Here is a 19,576-nt window from a genome sequence, read left to right as displayed (position 1 = left end):
ATGATAATTTCAAATTTAGAGGAAATCAATAGCAACATTGAACTTTTAGCTCCTCAATCCTACAGAAACATTAGCATAATTCCTATTAAAAGCAATTCAAATACAAAATTAGATCTCCTGACACTTAAAAAGGGATTTGAACTGGGATTGGTTGAAGTCAAGGAATGTGAAGTCTCAACCGTAAACACATTAATTGTCAAAAACAATGCTGTGACTCCACTGATTTTAATTGATGGGGAGGAAGTGGTTGGAGGTGACCAAAACCGTCTTGTTAATGCCACAACCATCATTGCAGCCAAAAGTGATATGAAAGTTCCCGTAAGCTGCACTGAAAAGGGAAGATGGGCATACAAAAGCGAATTTAAAAATTCCAACTATATTGCAAATTACAAAACCCGCAGGGCCAAGGAATATGCCTCAAGAAAGACATCATCCTTTCAGGATACCGTATGGTCTTCAATTAATGATTTGGAAGTCAAAAATTCCTTCGTATCCCCTACAAGTGCAATGCAGGAAAGTTACGAACAACTGAAAATCGACCATAACAAGTTCATTGAAGAATTCAGCGTTGCCGATGGACAAAATGGCATTTTAATAATCGTTGACGGAGAAATCAAAGGATTTGAAATATTCCTAAACAACAGCATATACCGGGCATTTCATGAAAAAATACTGAAAAGTTACCTGATTGATGCTGAAATTAAAGATAAGGCCTTTGCAATAAATATTGATACTGCACACAAAATAATCGCTGATGCCTTCAATTCAACATTTGAAAAAAGAGAAAGTAAAGGTCTGGAGGAATTCTTCGATTTTGAAAATCAGGAAGGTCTTGGGAAATTATACACCTTTGAAAATGAAATCGTGCACATATCCTACTTTAAAAAAATGGAAGAAAAAGTCGGTGATGAATTTCAGGAAGATATCGCATTAAAAACGGATATCTAATTCATCCATCATTTTTTTAATTTTTAAATTTAACTTCCTGAGATTAAGGTCGATGTCCTGCTTTTGTGATGCCAAATCCTCAAGCGAAACAAATTCCCCTTCAAATGTATCCACATAACGAGAAACAGAAAGATTGAAATCATTATCCTCAATTTCATCCATTGAAATCAAATTAGAATATTTGGGCATTGCAATCCTGTTTAGGAATACGTTTCTCATTTTGCTTATGGTATTTTCATCCAAAACTAAACTATTTCTAAATAAACCCGGAAATGTATATGCGTTTTTCTGAGTATCGTACTCAGAAGACATGTCAATGAAGAGAATATCCTCACGAGACCTGTCTTTTCTAAATACTATAACAACTTCAGGTCTTGAACGGATAAATTCATTTGGAATTCGAATTATTGCATCAATGTAATTTTTTTCAAGAGTCAGGTACCTCCTAAGGATTTCAAGGGAATCCTTAAACAGGAAATTTTCAGAGATGCTTATGGCCATGATCCCATCTTGGTTTAAGGCCTCCACGAGATTGATTAAAAATAAAAATTCGCTATCCCTTAATGATTCATATTGGCCTTTAAACTCCATTGCCGAATCATTGAAATCAATTTTTTCAACAAGATTTTCCAAAGCCTGATTTAATTCGTTGTCCTGCTTAAAGGAATCGCCGTCCATTCCGAAGTTATTCAAAAGAATGTTTTCAAGTTCACTGCGCTTATTCCTTTTTGCAATTTCCATATTCTGTTTAACATTTGATGAATAGTAGTTTTTAATGGCTATCGGAACTCTTGAAATGATAACGTCAAATGATGCGCCATTAATGTCAACCGAATCAAGAGCGTCCTCATGTTTTAAAAATACATTGTTGAATGAAAATCCCTTCATGAAAAATTTCGCCATGGAATATAAGAAATTCAATTCGTTAACATCCTTACCATAACAGTATTTCAGCCCATTTTTCAGCCTATCATTCAATTGTGTTATGGATTTTCCATCCTTCATGAATGGATCATAAACACTGTTTACAGTCTTTTTCTCGGTTAAAATTATTTCAGACAATACTTGTGTAATGTATTCGGGATTGGATTCGGTGCTAATGTATCTTGATGATGAAAGTATGCTGAAAACCTCATCGAAGCCCAAATCATCCTCCATCACATTCAGTTTTGAAATCAGATAGATTATTTCGCAGAGGTTCTTGTTTGCTTGGCTGTCGAACTTGAATCTGTGGATTATCTCATCTGTTATCTTAAAGAGATGATCAAAATACTGCATATTATGATATTCAGAGTTGAATATCGTAAATTCCGGGAATACTCTTAAAAATTCCTGAAGAAACCCAGGTTTTAAGTAATTGGCGTTAACTACCTCTTCAATGAATGCTTCAGGTTTTTTAATGAAAAATCCGTTTAACTTCAATAAGTCAAGGCTTATTTCAGACTGAAATATTCCGCTTCGATAAGCTTCGGATATGCTGATTTTCTTACTTTTCAGTTCAAACAACAATGATGATTTGGTGTGATCAGAACAATACTTGTATAAAAAAGAGTATAGAATAATAAAGTCAGTTTCCGGAGGCAGTTCATCCCTTCTTAAATAATGCATTATCTGTTTTAGGGTATTGCGGTTTGTGGATTTTCTATAGTTCATTATTGGCCTCCCACAAATCATTTAAAATTGCTTCCTTGAGGCGCCTGTCATAATCGACCTGACGCAAATCTTCAAATATCTTATCGTTGATTGTGTTTAGAAGTTCTCCGTATTTCTTTTGTATTTTGAAATCCGGAACAAATAGCTGGAGTTGCTTTATTTCCTTAAGTGATGTATGAGGGATTTTTCCGCTGCCTCCAAGTTCATGGAGTTGTTTTTTAATATGAGCATTGGTCAATAGATGTGAAATAAAATCAGGGTCATAGCCTTTTTCAAGCCTTATTATTGCAATTCTGTCACTTACGACAAGTTTTTCCTCATTGACGCAAACAACGTCATAGGGATAGGTCATTTTCATCAGAACATCATTTTTTTGAGTGAAATATCTGTCCTTGATATTGCCTTTAAGAGATGCCTCTTCAAAATCAGATAGTTCACCATCCCTTTTTATGGATCTTTGAACTATGATTTTGAAGTCCTCTCCACTTTCATCTAAATAACGCCTATATGACAGGCCAGAAAATATTTCTGCTATATTATTGAGTATTATCTTTTGCATTTAAATCCCTTTAGAGAAAGTTATTTTTTAAATGGTGGTTGAATGAGCATTAGTTTTGGTGGTGAGCCAAAACTAAGCTATTGGTAAAGGCCTGATATATCATCAAGCAGTGGTGTTTCATCAGGGATATCGGACGGGTCGACTTTTTCAGCGGAAATTCCTCCAATCACTCCGACACTTTGAATATTATCTTTCAAAACAGCAGTGGATGTGATTCCCGGTCCCTGTGGAGACAATACAAACAAATCAAGGAATGTTTCATCTTCACCAACAATGAATGCAGGTTCAATGGCTTCGGCTGATTTTGTCTGTACTTTAATCAAGATGTGTTTAGCATCATTTTCCTCTTCAATACCAATCTCTTTTCTTATGTTATTGTCAAGATTTTTTACCTTTTCGCTCCAGTTAATTTTTGAGTCCATATTATTACCTCACTTTATTTTTTTATATATCACCTTAAAATACAATGGCGTGGATTTGAAATTAATGTATTTTTTAAAAAGATATACATCTTTGTAATAATACATTAATTCTTATAGTATATAAACTTAATTATTTTAAGTTATATTTTTTAGAAAATTACAGTATTTCGACTGTAATAATCTATCTGTTTTAGGTTATATATAAAGTTTTTGTATTTTTTAAGAAAATGCAAAAAAGTGAAAATGCGCATGCACACAAAAAATAGGATATGCAAACATGGAAAAACAAGCATACAATATTGAAAAAATTAATGAATTGAATAGATTCAATTCAGGTTTTTAAAAAAATAGCAAATACTGAGACATTTATGCCTCAGCTTTTTTCTTGGAATCTTTTTTGTCAACAATGACCATCTTTTCTTCTTCTTCGTCAACTTCCATTACAATCGGATCGGCTTCAATAGCTCCAGGATCTTTTTCAACACATTCATTGATTTTGGACTGGATTGCCCCAATGTCTTCCGTGTCGATTAAATCAACAATCTCCAATTGCTGCTGGAATCTTTCAACCCCTTCAAGAGGAACATTTTCTACAAAAGGAATTGCTCCTGTAGCCCCGATAATTTTCTTTTTGTCAGGGTCTGCACCATTCTCATGCAATGCTTTGAAACTTTGACCGGTAATGTGGCCCTGCACTTCCGCGCCAGCCAAAATCAAAAATCTAATGTTCGGATTTGATATAATGTTTGCTACAACTTTTTCAATACCTAAATTTTCAGTCTTACATGGTCCAGCAATAGCTGCTCCGGACAATTCGGCTTCAATGTGTGAAGCAAGAGTAGTTACTGCAACAGGACTTTCCGGATCCCCTACAATATAGTCTCCACTAATAACAGGCCAACCATCTGCAGGAGCTTTTTTATCAACCATACTTTATTCCTCCTAATTTATAATTGTGGATATATACGAAAGAATATTTAAATATTTTGTAGTGACCCAATCAATAATACAACTCAGAAGGTTTTCCAATGTATTCAAAGTCATCTTTGTTTTGCAGGTACTTAACGCCAATGACCTTTCCATCAGGGAATTTTGTAACGATGCTCATTCCATCGCCAACATCTATGAGAATCAATTTAGTGTTTTTCTCACTGACAGTCTCGATTTTAATGATATCGTCATTTTGAAGAAGTTCCGCATCTTCAAAGTCATTGCTGATGTCTGTTGAATACCAGTGCTGAGGCAATTTTACTCTAATATCTAATTCATCCAATAGTTCCTTAACGTGCATTTCAATACCCTCTCACTAATTATATATAAAAGTTTATTTGAAATATTAATAAAGATTTTGTAACTTCTCAAGGGTGAAAAGTGGTTAAACTAAAAAATGTATCTTGCCTTTGTCCACATCTTCAATGCTGTGAGCTTCAGGAATGTCATCAGAATGGCCCAATGCAAGAACCCCAACTATTTTATAATGATCATCTATTTTCAGGATATCACGAACAATTTCCTGTGAATCAACACCATCCCTACTTCTCAGATGAATTTGTACCCAACAGCTTCCAAGACCCAACTCTGTCGCCATCAGATGCATATAGGTCAGTGCAATGGATGAATCTTCAATCCAGGTATCTGCAATCATTGTATCAGCAACAACGGCAATTGCCTTATTGGCACCCCTTAACAAATCGGCCCCATGATCTTTAGATTTGGACAGCAACTCCAGGGTTTCCTTCCTTTCGATTACCATGAAATTGCACGGTTTTCTGTTCCTGCTGGTTGGTGCCAAGAGGGCTGAGTGAAGGATTTTATCCAGTTCCTCTTTTGTTATGTCTTCATCATTGAATTTCCGAGTACTTCTTCTTTTAAGCATTACATCCATGAGTTCCATGATGATATTTTTAGAAAAATTGATAATTATATGTTGTGATATATAGATTGATGAAAATCAATCTTAAAAAAATTAGTTTTGAAATAAAATACTTTCAAATATGTTAAATTAAAAGAATAGATTTAAATAAAAACAGCATTTTGATTGATTATAAATTCAATTAAATGACATGAAAAATTTGTACGGCAAACATTAAAAATGTTGTGAAAATCAACAATCAGGGACTTATAAAAAAATTTCAGAGTCTGCGGCAGTGCAGACCCTGAAATTAAAATTTTTCACGACTTGTTAATTAGTCACTTATTAGTTATTAATTTCATTACATATAAAGTAAATGGTTTTAATATGAAATCCACACCAAATAAGATATTTAAACCTCATACATAATATAAACATTTAAAAACCCATTCAAAACAAATTTATCCAGTAAAACACGGATAACAAACTTCCTGGAATTTAAGGATAGAATCCAATACGACCGTGAAAAAAATATCCGAATTGAAAAGTAATACAAAATGCCAAATGAATTTTTAAACATGAAATACGATTTCAAAACAATATTTATATGACCTTATATCAACAACAACAAATCAATAATCACTTAAACTTATAATAGATAAATTTAAAAGCAATAAAATCAATAAAAACTAATTACAAAAAGAATTGGTGAAAAATATGCGAAATAAAAGCAATATTGATTTTGAAAATATAAAACGTATGAGCGAAATTGCTGAGGTTTATGAAATTACGGGACAAAGCGAAAAATCAGAAAAGTATCACAAAAGCATTGTGAAAATCTGCGACTCCTATCCAAAATCCGAAAAGATGTTAACATGTAAAATTAATTCTCTGAACTACCTAAAAAAAACGTACAAGTCACTTGAAACCACAAATGAACTGCTTAACCTCAACCCAAATAATTTAGCAGCTTTATTTAACCTTGCAGAGCATATAATTGGTGATTAGATGTGGAGACGAAACCGTTTCGAAAAAACTATGAAGAAGGCGCAGCAATGCATTGAAAAGGGCGAATTTATTCAGGCAAAGGAGATACTCTTAAAATGCCTTGCAATGGATCCGGAAAACATCTCAATTCTTAACAACTTAAGCCAAATATACAATATGCTTGGAGAAAAAGCCAAAGCAAAGGGATACTCGGAAATGCTTTTAAATGAATGCAACAAGGAATTAAATCGCCAAACCACTGAAAGGATGCTAATCTTTAAAGCTAATGCATTGATAACACTTGAAAGATTGGATAATGTCAACGAAACCATTGATGAACTGCTGGATATCAATCCCCACAACCCTATAGGACTATATCACAAAATACATTACCTTGAAATGAACCAGGACCATAGAAGTGCCCTAAACTATATCGATAGAATGCTAAAGGAAGACCCCCAGGACATCATAGCACTTCTATCAAAGGGAAGAAATCTTGTAGAGCTGAATGAATTTGACGATGCCGAGGCATGCTATAACCTTGTCTTTGAAATAGACCCAAAAAACAAAAGTGCAATCAATCTGAAATCCCAACTGCTTAAAAAGAAAAATGATGTAACGCTAACCTCCCATGACCTGATGCTGAAAGCAGTTGAAAGTTTTGAAAGAAATGATTTCAAAGCATCAAAAGACTATTATGAAAAAGCACTTGACATTAGTCCCGAATATGATGAAATCTGGTTTGCACAAGGAGAAATGTTCATACGAACAGGACATATCGAAAAAGCAATAAACTCTTTTAAGAAGGCATTTGAAATAAATCCCACCAGTGGAGGAATCACAGAACATGAAAAGTTTTTTAAAATGCTCTATCGTATGAAAAAGATTAATGGAATTCTTGGATTTGAAAAATGATTAATATTCCCGAATTCCTAAATTAAGCTATTATAATTTAAATCCTGTTCCAACAAACTGTGCAACATCCCTGCCGACATCATCAGAGATATTGACGATTATAATTGATGATGTGCGACCACTTTTACGGCAGGTTGCTTCTGCAAAAAGAGTGTCACCTTTTGGAGCGGCGAGATAATTAATGCTTACCTGCTGAGCAACAGTTAACTGATGAATCTGATTTGATAGCACTGCAAATGCAAAATCGGCCAATGTAAATATTACACCGCCCATCACTCCACCATAAGCATTTCTGTGGTCATCATTGAGTTCGAGTGAACAGACCGCCTTATCTTCTGTAAGTTCATCCAATTTTACTCCAGTATTGACTGCGAACTTGTCCTTATAGAAAAATTCCCTTGCACTTTCTATTGAATCAAAATTAGCCATAAATCTACACCAACTAATTATCTATGGCTTTTGGCTAATTAAGTTTTTGAATGAAATAGATGACAGTGCTAAACCAATACTTTGACTGATTCAAACAGGAGATAGACAGCTCCTAAAATTACCAAACCGGCAAATAAAATAGCATACAAACCGCTTCCGGAACTTACCCTCAAGGCTATAAGCGAAATCAGATATGCACTATAGCGCGGTACCCGGCAAACAGATGTCAAAAAGCCAAAAACAAATGACTCCAGAATTCCTTCATTACTTTTACTCGAAATTGCTTAAAACCTATTGAATAATCAAAAAACAATAAAGATTTAGACGAAGTCAAAATTTTTAAATGCAAAAGTCAAACTAAACATATGGAAAATCTAACATTCAAAATCGCAGAGAGAAAAGATTGTGAACTAATTTTGGAATATATCAAAAAACTTGCCGAGTATGAAAAAAGATTAGATGAAGTAACAGCAACTGCAGACGACATTGAAAAATGGGTTTTTGATGAAAAGCAGGCAGAAGTGATATTTGCCATTCTTGATGGCAAGACAATAGGTTTTGCATTGTACTTTTTAAGCTTTTCAACTTATATCGGAAATGTCAATATGCATCTTGAAGACCTTTTCATTGAGCCGGAATGTCGTGGAAATGGTTATGGAAAAGCACTTTTAAAGGAACTTGGCAATATTGTACTTGACAGAGGTTACGGCCGCTTTGAATGGACTTGTCTAAGCTGGAACAAACCCAGCATTGATTTTTACTTGAATATTGGAGCCGAAATGAAAGACTGGGAGCTGTTCCATTTCAAAGGAGAAGCCTTAGAAAAATTTGTTAAAGAATGATTGGACCAAAAAATAGAAAATAAGGAACCGTTACTGGTCCCTTTTTGTATTGAATTCGTCTTTTGAGCGTATTCCAACAAGTGAAGCAAACACCGCCAAAATACATGCAACGGTACAAATCAGACAGATGGTGTTTGATGCCTGAACAATCATGCCCGCATATTCAGGAGCCAATTGCAGATTGCCCATTACCCATGCAAATACCAGGGTCAGAAGTCCAAGACTCATTGTCTGACCTATTGTTCTCATTGTTGCCTGTGAAGCGGAAGCCGTTGGAGCGTACTTGGGCGGAACGGAACTCATTATCGCATTCATATTTGGACTTGAGAACAGTCCCATTCCAATCCCCTGCAGAATCATTGCCAAAACAACAACATAAAGCGGAGTTTCGGCATTCAAAAAGACAAGTATCCCCAGAGCAACTGCTGCAATTCCTATTCCGACAGCGGCAAGTTTTTGCGGATGAATCCTGTCGGACAACTTTCCGGCATTCGGAGCCATAATTGCCATAATGATAGGAGTGATAATCAATATCAAACCTGCCATTTGAGGATTCCAACCACGCACATACTGGAAATGATAATTTAAAATTGTAGTAACAACCATAATTGCCAGATAACTGCATAATGCAGCAATATTTGATGAAGTGAACTTACCGTTTTTAAACAAATTCATATTAAATACCGGAGCATCCTGTTTTAACTCATAATATCCAAATATGCACAATATGACTATTCCGATTATTGTTAAGATAACGCCCTGAGTATTTATCAAAGAAGTAAATCCGTATATGAATGTTAAAATACCTATTCCCCATAAAACTGAACCTAACTTATCAATAGGCTGACCTTCGTAGGTTTTCCATTCCTGAGGAATTTTTACCATCATCAGGATTATGCATAAAACCAAAAATGGGATAACAAAGTAAAACATTGACCTCCATCCGAGATTGTGAACTAAAAATCCGCAAATTACTGGAGATAAAGAGGTTGCAAGATAAACACCAGTTACCGTAAATCCTAAAGCTTTTCCACGATTTTGTGGTTTTACAGCCTGCACCACCATTGCCATAGCAGATACATTCAGAAATGCAACGCCTGCACCTTGAACTATTCTAAAAACTAAAAATAATTCTGTTGAAATTGATAAGACCGCACCTATTGATCCAATCAAAAAAATGACAATCCCCGCAAGAAGTGATTTTTTAACACCGAATTTTCCCGAAATCTGACCTGCCGGAACAGTAAACACTGCAACAACAAGGAAAAATATAGTCGGGATCCAATTCTGGATAACGTTATTCATTACAAATTCCTGTGCAATTGCCGGAACACCAATTATTATTCCATTTGACAGGAACACCGCAAAAAATGATGTAATGAATGATACAAATATTACAATTGTTTCAAAATCTATTTTCATAATAACTACTCCCCAATAAGTTTCATTGAATTGATTGAAATTTCTCTAATTCTTTTTTTAATTTCATCATCATTATCAGTTAGTCCAACTTCCCTCTCCCATTCTTTTGAGATTTCACGAATTTTTGGAACTAACTCATCAGCTTTCGATGTTGTTTTCAACATGTATTTGCGACGATTGTTGGGGTTTATTTCCCTTTCAATGTACCCCCTATCCTCAAGTTTTTTAACAACCTTAGCAATATTGCCCTTGCTTTGACCTGAAAATCCTACAAGGTCATCCTGTGAAATATTTGGATTATCATAAATATATATGACATGCCTGATATCATGGTCCAACTCCAAATCCGCCAATTTTAAGTTTAAGTATTTCAATTGGTTTTTAGATATATTATGAATCCATGCGATAAAGGGCGCATTTTCAAAAATTTTTTCATCCATACTAATAGTTTAATTTATCATGATATAAATGTTTCTAATGAAACTGTTTAAAATGAAACTAAAAAGATTTTAAAAAAGCAACTATTTAATATTGTCAAAGTGATTTTTGACTTTAAGGTAGAATTCATCGCCAGTAAATTCAAATGGTGTATTGAATGATTTGTATGCCAAAATACAGTTCTTTTTTAAATCATATTCAAAATCTGGGCATTCTGCAAAAAATTTTTCAAAACATTTTTCGCAATGATCTGGAAAAGGAACCTCCGCAAAGGATATTTTCTCTATTGCCATTTTCATGGAACATGAAAGAACCGCCAACTGAAGAACAGAGGCATAAGCATCATAATAATGATTGTAATCCAGATTAACGTTAAAATAAATCATGAAATTAATCATCACATGAGAAACCCAAACAAGTGAATTGGGTTCAAATTTTTCCAACTGCAAATCTGCGAACTTAAAAATCAAATCATCTAAATTCTTTCCGTCATTATCTTCACAATAACGGACAAATTCTTCAAAAGAGTAATTCGTCAAATATTTAATATAGGCATCCTTAATGTCTTCACTGCAAGGATATTTGGAAATCTTTTTCAAATCTTTTTTCCGCAATATAATTGGATATGTAAACATGAAACTCAATTTAAATTATCTATTCCATCCAATATAAATAACAGTATTGGGTGCTAAAAAGAATAATATTGCAATGATTTTTAAAATTATTAAAAAAGGAACCGGGAAATCTATACGACTCATTGTGCGAGAATTAGGTGGAACCACCCTACTTTTTAAACAAAATTAATCCAATCTAAATGGATATGTCCCAGTTTTTTCAAATTCTAATTCTAACCATCTTTTAAGTATTGGTTCAGATAAATAGTAGGAATTATTTTCCAAAATCACTAATTTTTGGTGTTGAAGATTAACTAAAGGTTTACTAATTGAACCTGTAGTAACATTTAGTGTTTTTGCAATTTCATTTCTTTTTAAAGGCCCATCGATTAAAGAAATTATGATGTATTGCTCACGAAGTGTTAATTTATCCCACATTACAATTAAGTGAGTGTTAATAACCTTGATTTTATCTTCAAATTCAGACTTTACTAGAGTTTCATCCAATTCAATATCCTTTGGAAGCAATGTTGCAAAAATATTAACATATGCTGGAATTCCAGAAGTACATTTATAAAACCTATCTAATCCCTCATCAGTAAATTTTAGATTTGGAGCCTCTTGTGTTAAATATGATTTTACTGTTTCCTTGCTAAATGGAGATATGTTAATTGTAAGCATTCTACCTCCAAAAGCGCCCCTTTGACTTGCGATTTCAGAAATCAATTCATCCTGCATACTCATTGATCCGGAAAAAACATAGGAAATATAATTTTGATTTTGTATATAACTTCTCAATTTCCATAAAAAGGATTCCTTGTAATCATCCAATTCCTTAATAATTTGGAATTCATCGATGAAAATCAACACTCCTTTTATTTTATCGGAATTGTTCTCATGAATCTTTTCAGGTAATGTCAATACAAAATCCATTAATTTTTCAACATTGGTTTCACTGCCAAAAATAGGTATTGGAAACTTATCAATTTGTATGAATTCTTTGATTTTAAAATCGTTTACTTTAAAATATTTTTCTATCTTTTTATCTAAAGTATTTAAATTCTTATTTTTTGCTTCAATTAGAAATTCTTTAAAGAAAAATTCCAGAAGCCCCACTACAGACATGTTTCTTTTTTGATAACATTCTGCCTTGGAAAAATTGATATATACCACCAAGTAATCATCATCCAATTCCTTTTTAATTTTTTTAAGAAATACTGTTTTTCCAACACCTCTAAGACCAGTCAACAAAATTTGTGGCGCATTTCCATTAGATGTAGTATTTAAAAGGCTTTTAAGATTGTCTATTTCTGCAACCCTATTGTAAAATTCATCTTCACGAAGATTTTCCCTAGTTCCCCACGGTATCATATAAACACCTCCAATTATTATATCTCACTAAATACAATATAAAGTTATTCACTAAGAGAATAAGTATTCTCCAGTAGAATAATTATAAAAGTTATTCACTAAGAGAATAAGTATTCCTTATTAGAATAAAACATAAAGTTATTCTATCAAAGAATATGATTTAAAAAAAATATAAAAATTATTGAAGTGCAACTTTGCACAAAAACACGATGAACCTTTCAAAACCACCCTACAAAAAATTAAAAAATTAAATCAATGAAAATAGTTCAAAACAATTAAATCAAATAAAAAACAAGTTAATTTTAAATTAACAAAACTAAAAATAGTTTAAAAATTAAATAAAAGTCAAACAACTTAAAAAAAAAAAAAATAAAAAATAAGCAAGGACATCTATACGATGCCTTGTGCGGGAATTGGGTGGAACCACCCTACATTAACCTTATTTTTAATAATGCTTGATATAAAAATTATCAATTAATAGGAACCTCAATGAAGAAAATATGTCAACATAAAAAAAAATGTAAGTAACTGCCGAAGCGAGTTACTTTACAATTATTTTAACATTCTTCTTGGTTACTGCATTGTAGTAGTTATTTCCGTTGTATGTTACTGTTGCTTTGGAAGTTCCTTTCTTCTTCAAGTTTTTGATTTTAAATGTTGCTTTACCTTTACTGTTGGTTTTGGCAACGTATTTTTTACCTTTAACTTTTAGAGTAACTTTAACCTTTTTCATAGCTTCATTTAGGTCAGTTTTTAAAGTGACTGTGTATTTTTTGGTTTTAGCTGATTTTTTGAAAGTCTTTTTAGCAGCAGTTAGTTTTGGAGTTGCCTTTTTAACTTCCACATTTACTGAACCGGCTGATTTCACATAATTGGTATCGCCATCAAATGTGATTGAAGCAGTGTATGTTTTAGGGTCTAAATTTTTCGCAACAGCAATAGTGATTTCACCTTTAGAATTGGTGGTTATATTTTCATATGCTGTTTTGCCCAATACAACGGTAACGTTTTTGCCTGCTAAAGGATTGGCGTTAACGTCTTTTAAAGTAATAACCAGATTTTTACTGGTTCCATAGGTAGTGGTTACTTTTACACCGGAAAGTGAAGTTTCAAGTTTATTAACAGTAATGTTAACAGTTTTAGTCACGGCAACATGATCATTATCAGGTATTGTTGTTACGGTTAAAGTGTGAATGCCTGCATTTAAACCTGAAATCGGAATTTCATACTTAATAACGCCAATGTCCTCATCATCAATCATTGCTGTGATGGCCAAAGCACCGTCTGTTGTTACATTGACCTTAATTAAATCTCCATAATTCAAAACAACATCATCAAGAACTATTGTTGAATCTGCTCTAATGACAGTTATGTTTGCAGCATTAACTTTTACATAATCCACTCCAACACGTGCATCGACCTTATATTCTGCATAATCATCAAATGCATGTACTGCCCACCATGTTTCGTTTCCATCAAAACTTGCAATAATTGGGTCACTGCCCGGAACGATAAACAGCAATTCACCATTTATGATGTCCGGCAGGTTGGATTTTGCAGTGATGTTAACAGTCTTGTTGGTGGTTGTAAGAGAAGTGATGTTTACATAAAAGTTCATGTTTGAAATTGTTTTTTTGGCTTCGGTGTAGTAGGAATCTGCAGCATGGCGAATAAAAATAATATAATCGCCGGTGATGTTTTCAAGAACAATTTTACCCTCTGAATCTGTGACATAATCCCTATTTATAGTAGTGCCGTTAACAACACCATAAACACTTATATTTTGACCGGCTTCAAGATTTGATCCGGATAGCCTAACAGTAGAATTTCCAGTGTTGGTGATTTTACCATTTGCTCCCCAATAGGTTACATTAGTAACTGTAATAGCACGATTTGAACAAAACGCATTCAAAAAGTTATTCTTACCTGTGAAAGTAATTGTAATATTATTTCTCATTTGGACTGCTCGTAAAGTATCTGCATCCGCCCTATTGTCTAAGAAAGAAGAATTGGAAATGACAACATCACCAAAAAAGAAAACTGCAGCAGCTTGAGGTGCAGTATTGCCTATGAAATTACAATTTACTAAATTAGCGTTTCCATTAAAAATAACAGCGCCACCAAACCATTCTGACACTGCATTATTAGTAAAATTACAATTTTCTAAAGTACCGGAATCGCAGTAGACTGCACCAGCACTTTCTTTAGCATGGTTGCCGGTGAACACACTATTTTTAACACTACCTGAATTGAAGTAGATTGCACCAGCCTGATAACCACTCACTTTGTTATTAGTAAAAGTACAATTTTCCACATTAGCAACAAACTCATCATGGTAAGCTACAGCACCACCTCTCCCATCAACAGAATTATCACTAAACTGGCAATTTTTTACAATACTATCGCCATAAAACCAAACAGCACCACCCTGACGAGCAGAGTTTTTAGTAAAATTACAATTTTCTACAGTACCTTTACCGTACATGCGAATTGCACCACCATAATTATAATCAGGGGTTGCTTTGTTGTTAGTGAAATTACAATTTTTAACAGTACCTCCAGAAGATGCACTGATTGCACCACCATTATTAGCAGTGTTATTGATAACATTACAATTTTCTACAGTACAAGAACTAAGAAACATAATAGCGCCACCATACTCATTAGCAGCGTTATTGACAAAATTACAATTTATTACAGTACCCTGATTATCAAAATAAACAGCACCACCAGCATGTATTGCAGAATTACTAGTAAAATTACAATTTTCTAGAGTACCTGTGTTGGTGAATTGAACAGCACCACCATTATTAGCAGCGTTATTAATAAAATTACAATTTTTTACAGTACCCTGGCCACCAAACCAAAGAGCACCACCACCACTATTACCAGTTGCCCTGTTATTAATAAAATTACAATTTTCAAGAGTACCTGACTTGGTGAATTGAATAGCTCCTCCACTCTCAAAATAGTTTGCATTTTTAATTGTTAGGTTTTTAAGTGTTACACCATCACATGTTACATAGAATGCACGGACAGGTGATCCCGCCATATCAATTACTGCACCGTTACCATTGATAACTCCTGAAGTTGTTATTTCAATGCTTCCACTACTAGAATCAGTCCAGCGATAATAACTTTTAGTTAGAGTCTTATCCCCACCGGATCCAATATCATTACGTAAATCATTATATGTACCATTGCCGGCACCCAATATTTCCGAATCGGTCTCAGCACCGGCAGTATTATCATTATTTGCTTGCAGATTATCCTCATCAATTTCAATATCTGAGGACAATTCCACTTGACCTGCATCCTCACTGGCTAGTGTCATATCATTCACATCACTTGCGCTTGCAGCTGCAATTGCGAATAGAAAAACAGTGAGAATTATTAAAATCATGCTTTTCTTGAATTCCATGGTTATTTTTCTCCTTTTTTTTAAGACAAATATTTTTAAAAATAATGTATAAACCTAAACAAAAAAATATTTAAATGTTGTTCAGTACAGACTACACTATCTTATATAATATTTTATACCCGAATATTAATAAAATATTCCATTCAAATTAAACAATGAAAACTGTTTCACATTAATATATAACACAAGGAAGTGCCAAAAAATCCTAAACAAGTGAAAAAAAATAATTTAACTAAAGAACAAAACTGTTTAAAATAAGTTAATTATATAATTATAAAAGTAAAAATTCTTTATAACTCATATAAAACTTAAATAATCAAAAAAAGAAAAAAAGAAACAAGGAAATCTATACGATTCCTTGAGCGTTCATTGCGTCAACAACTTTCTTGAATCCTGCAATGTTTGCTCCTGCAACATAGTTTTTGTCCATGCCATATTCTTCAGCAGCTTCAGCAGCATTTGCGAAAATTGTTTCCATAATAGTTTGTAATCTGGAGTCAACTTCTTCAAATGTCCAGGATAATCTTTCTGAGTTCTGTGACATTTCAAGAGCAGATGTTGCTACTCCACCAGCATTGGATGCTTTACCTGGTGCGAATAATACACCATTTTCCTGTAGGTATTCGGTTGCTTCGATTGTGGTTGGCATGTTTGCTCCTTCAGCAACTGCAACAACACCATTTGCAACTAGGTTTTTAGCATCTTCTAACTGTAATTCGTTTTGGGTAGCACATGGAAGAGCGATGTCTGCTTTAACGGTCCATACACCTTTACCTTCATGGTATTCAGCGGATGGTCTTGCTTCAGCATAAGCGGTTAATCTTTCTCTTCTGACTTCTTTTACTTCTTTGAGTAATTCCACATCAATTCCTTCTGGATCGTAAATCCATCCGGTTGAATCGGAACAGGTTACAGGGTTACCACCTAACTGTTGTGCTTTTTCGATTGCATAGATTGCTACATTTCCAGCACCGGAAACTAGGATGGTTTTTCCTGCAATATCAATATCATTTGCTTTAAGCATTGCGTTTGTGAAGTATAATAATCCGTAACCGGTAGCTTCGGTTCTTGCTAAAGATCCACCGAATGATAATCCTTTACCAGTTAATACTCCTTCATATAATCCTCTGATTCTTTTGTATTGTCCGAATAAGAATCCGATTTCTCGGCCACCTACACCGATATCTCCTGCAGGCACATCAGTGTCTGCTCCGATGTATTTGCATAATTCGGTCATGAAACTTTGACAGAATGCCATGATTTCTCTGTCGGATTTTCCTTTAGGATCAAAGTCAGATCCACCTTTTCCTCCACCGATTGGAAGTCCAGTTAAGGAGTTTTTGAAGATTTGTTCGAAACCTAAGAATTTGATAATACCAAGATTTACTGAAGGGTGGAACCTTAATCCGCCTTTGTACGGTCCGATTGCTGAGTTGAACTGTACACGGTATCCGGTATTTACTTGCACTTGACCGTCGTCATCAATCCATGGGACACGGAATTTTAATTGTCTTTCTGGGTTTGTTAACCTTTCAAGAAGTGCATTTTTTCTGAATTCTTCTTCATTTTCTTCAATAACAACCCTTAATGATTCCAATACTTCGCGTACAGCTTGGTGGAATTCTGGTTCTGAAGGGTTTTGTTCTATTATAGTTTCAATTACTTCATCTACGTATGACAAAAATATTCCTCCAAATAAAATTTGAGTTATATCATTAAATTTTTAACAATATAATAAATACTTTGAATCTTCTCATATTTAAATATTATTCAAAATTAATAAAAATAAACTAACAATAATTAGTAAAAATAATATAAATATTAAATAATTTATAAAAAAATAGTAAAATTTTAATTAAATTTGCAAACCTTTTTAAATATTAATCTACAAATAACAATAAAAATTATCAATTCATAAACAAAGTCGGAAAGCATCTTCCACCAAAAACTTTCCGAATAATGAAAAATAAATATGTTCGGATAACGGCAGCCAAAAATAGTAAAATCCGAACAAAAACAAAAAATAAACTAAAAAAATAAACAAAACAATATAGAAATAATAAAAGCATACTTCTTTATATACCATTATTTACAAATTAATATTTAAAGTTGGGCAAAATTTAATTTTTAATAAACAAAATGGTAATTATAATGATCACAAAAAACCAATACGAAGCATTAAAGGAAAACTATTTGAGCAAAAATAGAACCCTGCACTCATTGTATGTGGAGTTGAACAAAGAAAATCCTGTTCCAAAACAAGTGTTCTTCAAATTAATAAATCAGATTCGTCAGGAAGAAGGTTTAAACGAATATTATACAAAAAAAGAAAAAAGAATAAATAATATTATAACACATTTGGATAAATCCCCAAATTGTTATAATTAATAATCCACATAATACCTGAGAACGGCAGCAATACCACCAAATGCTCTGAAAAGTTGCATACCTTCTTCAGTTTCAGTAGAAATAAATTCAACATCAGTATTCATTTCTTCAGCCAATTCAACAAACTCGTCATCCAAGTCAATAGAATCCTGCTCTTTTAAAGTTTCACCACATTCAGGACATTTTTCATTCAAGTTATCAGCTTCAGCCTGTGATTTGACGGTAATATCCTTTTCATGGCCACAACCGGAGCAGACGAATTTCTTGCGCATGCTTGTCAAATCTTCAGATAAAAGCAGAATGTCAACCGCACCCATAATCAGATTGCGCCTAACTTCCGCCTCACCATAGGAAGAAAGACCTTTGTCCTTGATTAATTCCTTGATGAATCTTTGAACCAGCTTTTTTTCATGCATGACATCAAGGTTTTCCAAATCATCAGCAGATTTGGCAATGACCTCACGAATGCCCTCTTCACCAGTATATGAAGTATCGACAATGGTTAGAACCTTATCCTTAAGTTCATACTGAAGATAGTCTCCATCATAGAAATCCTTTTTAGTGAAACCCGGTCCGCCAATGATAATTCCCTTCAAGTCATCCTTAAGCGGAAGAAAAGCTTCGTTCATATGGTCTCCAATACGTTTCAGGAATTGATGAGCAAGATCTTCAATAACCCGGTCAAACCTTCTCTGTGATTGACCTCCTGCCTTATGCTTTCCGGGAACACCACTAGTCAAATGACCAAGTATGGTCTCTTTCTTACCTTTTAAAGTAGCGTAAGTAGCTTCATTTCTATCAATAACCGCAACTCCATAGACATCATGCTCCTCAATCATATATTCCAAAGGTTCCAGGAAAAATTCATTATTACATTTATACCAGTAGGTTTGAACTGGTTCAGGAGGTTCTAGAACATATTTTTCCATCTTTTCGGTACCTGGACCGCCTTTCGGAATCATGCCCACAAACAGAACCAGACCGTTTTCAGGAGGTTGTCTGTATAGTTTAATACTTTCTAAGATTACTGCAATTGCAGACTGTACATTTTTTCTTGTTTGTTTACTCTTAATGTTAGCACTCTGACCCATTTCATCTCTCATGTGCTTACCAACATCACTTAACTGTTTAGTTGGCGGAATATAAACGGAAACAAGCTCTGTACCTCTGCCTCTTTTATTTGATAATTCTTTTAATGTTTTTTTAAATTCATATAATTCTTTTGATGATACGTTAGCCATGTTATCCCATAAAAATTAAATTAATATAATAGATATAATTATATAAATGCAACTATAAATAATTAATGAAAAAA

At 33.7% G+C, this 19,576-nt stretch carries 19 protein-coding genes and 1 pseudogene; 5 read left to right on the top strand and 15 right to left on the bottom strand.

Going from position 1 to position 19,576, the window contains the following annotated elements; all coding sequences use genetic code 11:
* Positions 1-948: an ARPP-1 family domain-containing protein gene (locus ACJMLO_RS04235; protein WP_405294238.1), complete on the top strand. Its 948-nt coding sequence runs from the start codon at positions 1-3 to the stop codon at positions 946-948.
* Here ACJMLO_RS04235 and ACJMLO_RS04230 read toward each other — a convergent pair.
* The 6 genes and pseudogenes from ACJMLO_RS04230 to ACJMLO_RS04205 form a co-directional block, all read right to left on the bottom strand.
* Positions 931-2,601 carry an N-6 DNA methylase gene (locus tag ACJMLO_RS04230; RefSeq protein WP_405294236.1) on the bottom strand — a complete coding sequence of 557 codons (1,671 nt, stop codon included), beginning with the start codon at positions 2,599-2,601 and terminating at the stop codon, positions 931-933. The genes ACJMLO_RS04235 and ACJMLO_RS04230 overlap by 18 nt on opposite strands.
* Positions 2,591-3,160, bottom strand: coding sequence for a restriction endonuclease subunit S (locus ACJMLO_RS04225; RefSeq protein WP_405294234.1), 570 nt, complete (start codon positions 3,158-3,160; stop codon positions 2,591-2,593). The genes ACJMLO_RS04230 and ACJMLO_RS04225 overlap by 11 nt, the downstream gene beginning before the upstream one ends.
* A gap of 77 nt (positions 3,161-3,237) precedes the next feature.
* Positions 3,238-3,582 (bottom strand): hypothetical protein, encoded by a 345-nt coding sequence (locus ACJMLO_RS04220; RefSeq protein WP_405294232.1) that lies wholly within the window; start codon positions 3,580-3,582, stop codon positions 3,238-3,240.
* A gap of 414 nt (positions 3,583-3,996) precedes the next feature.
* Positions 3,997-4,512: pseudogene (mtrA, locus tag ACJMLO_RS04215) on the bottom strand (tetrahydromethanopterin S-methyltransferase subunit A); the annotation flags it as partial.
* 70 nt (positions 4,513-4,582) lie between these two features.
* Positions 4,583-4,873 carry a hypothetical protein gene (locus ACJMLO_RS04210; protein ID WP_405294230.1) on the bottom strand — a complete coding sequence of 97 codons (291 nt, stop codon included), beginning with the start codon at positions 4,871-4,873 and terminating at the stop codon, positions 4,583-4,585.
* Positions 4,874-4,957: 84 nt separating this feature from the next.
* A complete protein-coding gene (locus ACJMLO_RS04205; RefSeq protein WP_405294229.1) occupies positions 4,958-5,476 on the bottom strand; it encodes a nitroreductase family protein in 519 nt (172 codons plus the stop codon).
* 675 nt (positions 5,477-6,151) lie between these two features.
* Here ACJMLO_RS04205 and ACJMLO_RS04200 point away from each other — a divergent pair.
* The gene (locus tag ACJMLO_RS04200) at positions 6,152-6,442 is read left to right on the top strand and encodes a hypothetical protein (protein WP_405294227.1); all 291 of its coding nucleotides are present in this window, start codon (positions 6,152-6,154) and stop codon (positions 6,440-6,442) included.
* Positions 6,443-7,336: a tetratricopeptide repeat protein gene (locus ACJMLO_RS04195; RefSeq protein WP_405294225.1), complete on the top strand. Its 894-nt coding sequence runs from the start codon at positions 6,443-6,445 to the stop codon at positions 7,334-7,336.
* 30 nt (positions 7,337-7,366) lie between these two features.
* Here ACJMLO_RS04195 and ACJMLO_RS04190 read toward each other — a convergent pair whose 3' ends face one another.
* Positions 7,367-7,765, bottom strand: a complete 399-nt coding sequence (locus ACJMLO_RS04190) for a PaaI family thioesterase (protein WP_405294223.1) — start codon at positions 7,763-7,765, stop codon at positions 7,367-7,369.
* 68 nt (positions 7,766-7,833) lie between these two features.
* Positions 7,834-7,995: a hypothetical protein gene (locus ACJMLO_RS04185; protein ID WP_405294221.1), complete on the bottom strand. Its 162-nt coding sequence runs from the start codon at positions 7,993-7,995 to the stop codon at positions 7,834-7,836.
* A 135-nt stretch (positions 7,996-8,130) separates the two neighbouring features.
* On the opposite strand from ACJMLO_RS04185, the gene ACJMLO_RS04180 reads away from it, so the two are divergent.
* Positions 8,131-8,607, top strand: coding sequence for a GNAT family N-acetyltransferase (locus ACJMLO_RS04180; RefSeq protein ID WP_405294219.1), 477 nt, complete (start codon positions 8,131-8,133; stop codon positions 8,605-8,607).
* 30 nt (positions 8,608-8,637) lie between these two features.
* Here the strand turns inward: ACJMLO_RS04180 and ACJMLO_RS04175 are convergent, their stop codons facing one another.
* From ACJMLO_RS04175 to gdhA, 6 genes are all read right to left on the bottom strand, one after another.
* Positions 8,638-10,029 (bottom strand): MFS transporter, encoded by a 1,392-nt coding sequence (locus ACJMLO_RS04175; RefSeq protein WP_405294217.1) that lies wholly within the window; start codon positions 10,027-10,029, stop codon positions 8,638-8,640.
* 5 nt (positions 10,030-10,034) lie between these two features.
* Entirely contained in the window at positions 10,035-10,469 is a 435-nt protein-coding gene (locus ACJMLO_RS04170; protein WP_405294215.1) for a MarR family winged helix-turn-helix transcriptional regulator, read from the bottom strand.
* Between the two features lie 81 nt (positions 10,470-10,550).
* Positions 10,551-11,111 carry a hypothetical protein gene (locus ACJMLO_RS04165; RefSeq protein ID WP_405294213.1) on the bottom strand — a complete coding sequence of 187 codons (561 nt, stop codon included), beginning with the start codon at positions 11,109-11,111 and terminating at the stop codon, positions 10,551-10,553.
* A 156-nt stretch (positions 11,112-11,267) separates the two neighbouring features.
* On the bottom strand, positions 11,268-12,452 hold the full coding sequence (locus ACJMLO_RS04160) for an ATP-binding protein (RefSeq protein ID WP_405294211.1): 1,185 nt from the start codon (positions 12,450-12,452) through the stop codon (positions 11,268-11,270).
* Between the two features lie 541 nt (positions 12,453-12,993).
* Positions 12,994-15,873 carry a right-handed parallel beta-helix repeat-containing protein gene (locus ACJMLO_RS04155; RefSeq protein WP_405294209.1) on the bottom strand — a complete coding sequence of 960 codons (2,880 nt, stop codon included), beginning with the start codon at positions 15,871-15,873 and terminating at the stop codon, positions 12,994-12,996.
* A gap of 346 nt (positions 15,874-16,219) precedes the next feature.
* The gene (gene gdhA, locus ACJMLO_RS04150) at positions 16,220-17,554 is read right to left on the bottom strand and encodes an NADP-specific glutamate dehydrogenase (RefSeq protein WP_405294207.1); all 1,335 of its coding nucleotides are present in this window, start codon (positions 17,552-17,554) and stop codon (positions 16,220-16,222) included.
* Positions 17,555-18,024: 470 nt separating this feature from the next.
* Between gdhA and ACJMLO_RS04145 the strand changes: the two genes are divergently transcribed.
* Positions 18,025-18,261: a hypothetical protein gene (locus ACJMLO_RS04145; RefSeq protein WP_405294205.1), complete on the top strand. Its 237-nt coding sequence runs from the start codon at positions 18,025-18,027 to the stop codon at positions 18,259-18,261.
* Here the strand turns inward: ACJMLO_RS04145 and prf1 are convergent.
* On the bottom strand, positions 18,258-19,502 hold the full coding sequence (gene prf1, locus ACJMLO_RS04140) for a peptide chain release factor aRF-1 (RefSeq protein ID WP_405294203.1): 1,245 nt from the start codon (positions 19,500-19,502) through the stop codon (positions 18,258-18,260). The two genes, ACJMLO_RS04145 and prf1, sit on opposite strands and share 4 nt — an antisense overlap.
* Positions 19,503-19,576 lie beyond the last annotated feature (74 nt).

The sequence above is a fragment of the Methanobrevibacter sp. genome, assembly GCF_045120835.1.
GTDB lineage: Archaea > Methanobacteriota > Methanobacteria > Methanobacteriales > Methanobacteriaceae > Methanocatella.
The sequence above is the reverse complement of the archived record's forward strand: the minus strand, read 5'-3'. Positions and strand labels throughout refer to the sequence as shown.

What these genes read in the sequence shown, in the direction of transcription:
- ACJMLO_RS04175 (WP_405294217.1), bottom strand. Translation starts at nt 10,029, where the DNA reads ATGAAAATAGATTTTGAAACAATTGTAATATTTGTATCATTCATTACA.
- ACJMLO_RS04235 (WP_405294238.1), top strand. Translation starts at nt 1, where the DNA reads ATGATAATTTCAAATTTAGAGGAAATCAATAGCAACATTGAACTTTTA.
- ACJMLO_RS04180 (WP_405294219.1), top strand. Translation starts at nt 8,131, where the DNA reads ATGGAAAATCTAACATTCAAAATCGCAGAGAGAAAAGATTGTGAACTA.
- ACJMLO_RS04205 (WP_405294229.1), bottom strand. Translation starts at nt 5,476, where the DNA reads ATGGAACTCATGGATGTAATGCTTAAAAGAAGAAGTACTCGGAAATTC.
- ACJMLO_RS04160 (WP_405294211.1), bottom strand. Translation starts at nt 12,452, where the DNA reads ATGATACCGTGGGGAACTAGGGAAAATCTTCGTGAAGATGAATTTTAC.
- prf1 (WP_405294203.1), bottom strand. Translation starts at nt 19,502, where the DNA reads ATGGCTAACGTATCATCAAAAGAATTATATGAATTTAAAAAAACATTA.
- ACJMLO_RS04195 (WP_405294225.1), top strand. Translation starts at nt 6,443, where the DNA reads ATGTGGAGACGAAACCGTTTCGAAAAAACTATGAAGAAGGCGCAGCAA.
- ACJMLO_RS04170 (WP_405294215.1), bottom strand. Translation starts at nt 10,469, where the DNA reads ATGGATGAAAAAATTTTTGAAAATGCGCCCTTTATCGCATGGATTCAT.
- ACJMLO_RS04145 (WP_405294205.1), top strand. Translation starts at nt 18,025, where the DNA reads ATGATCACAAAAAACCAATACGAAGCATTAAAGGAAAACTATTTGAGC.
- ACJMLO_RS04220 (WP_405294232.1), bottom strand. Translation starts at nt 3,582, where the DNA reads ATGGACTCAAAAATTAACTGGAGCGAAAAGGTAAAAAATCTTGACAAT.
- ACJMLO_RS04230 (WP_405294236.1), bottom strand. Translation starts at nt 2,601, where the DNA reads ATGAACTATAGAAAATCCACAAACCGCAATACCCTAAAACAGATAATG.
- ACJMLO_RS04200 (WP_405294227.1), top strand. Translation starts at nt 6,152, where the DNA reads ATGCGAAATAAAAGCAATATTGATTTTGAAAATATAAAACGTATGAGC.
- ACJMLO_RS04155 (WP_405294209.1), bottom strand. Translation starts at nt 15,873, where the DNA reads ATGGAATTCAAGAAAAGCATGATTTTAATAATTCTCACTGTTTTTCTA.
- ACJMLO_RS04225 (WP_405294234.1), bottom strand. Translation starts at nt 3,160, where the DNA reads ATGCAAAAGATAATACTCAATAATATAGCAGAAATATTTTCTGGCCTG.
- ACJMLO_RS04210 (WP_405294230.1), bottom strand. Translation starts at nt 4,873, where the DNA reads ATGCACGTTAAGGAACTATTGGATGAATTAGATATTAGAGTAAAATTG.
- ACJMLO_RS04190 (WP_405294223.1), bottom strand. Translation starts at nt 7,765, where the DNA reads ATGGCTAATTTTGATTCAATAGAAAGTGCAAGGGAATTTTTCTATAAG.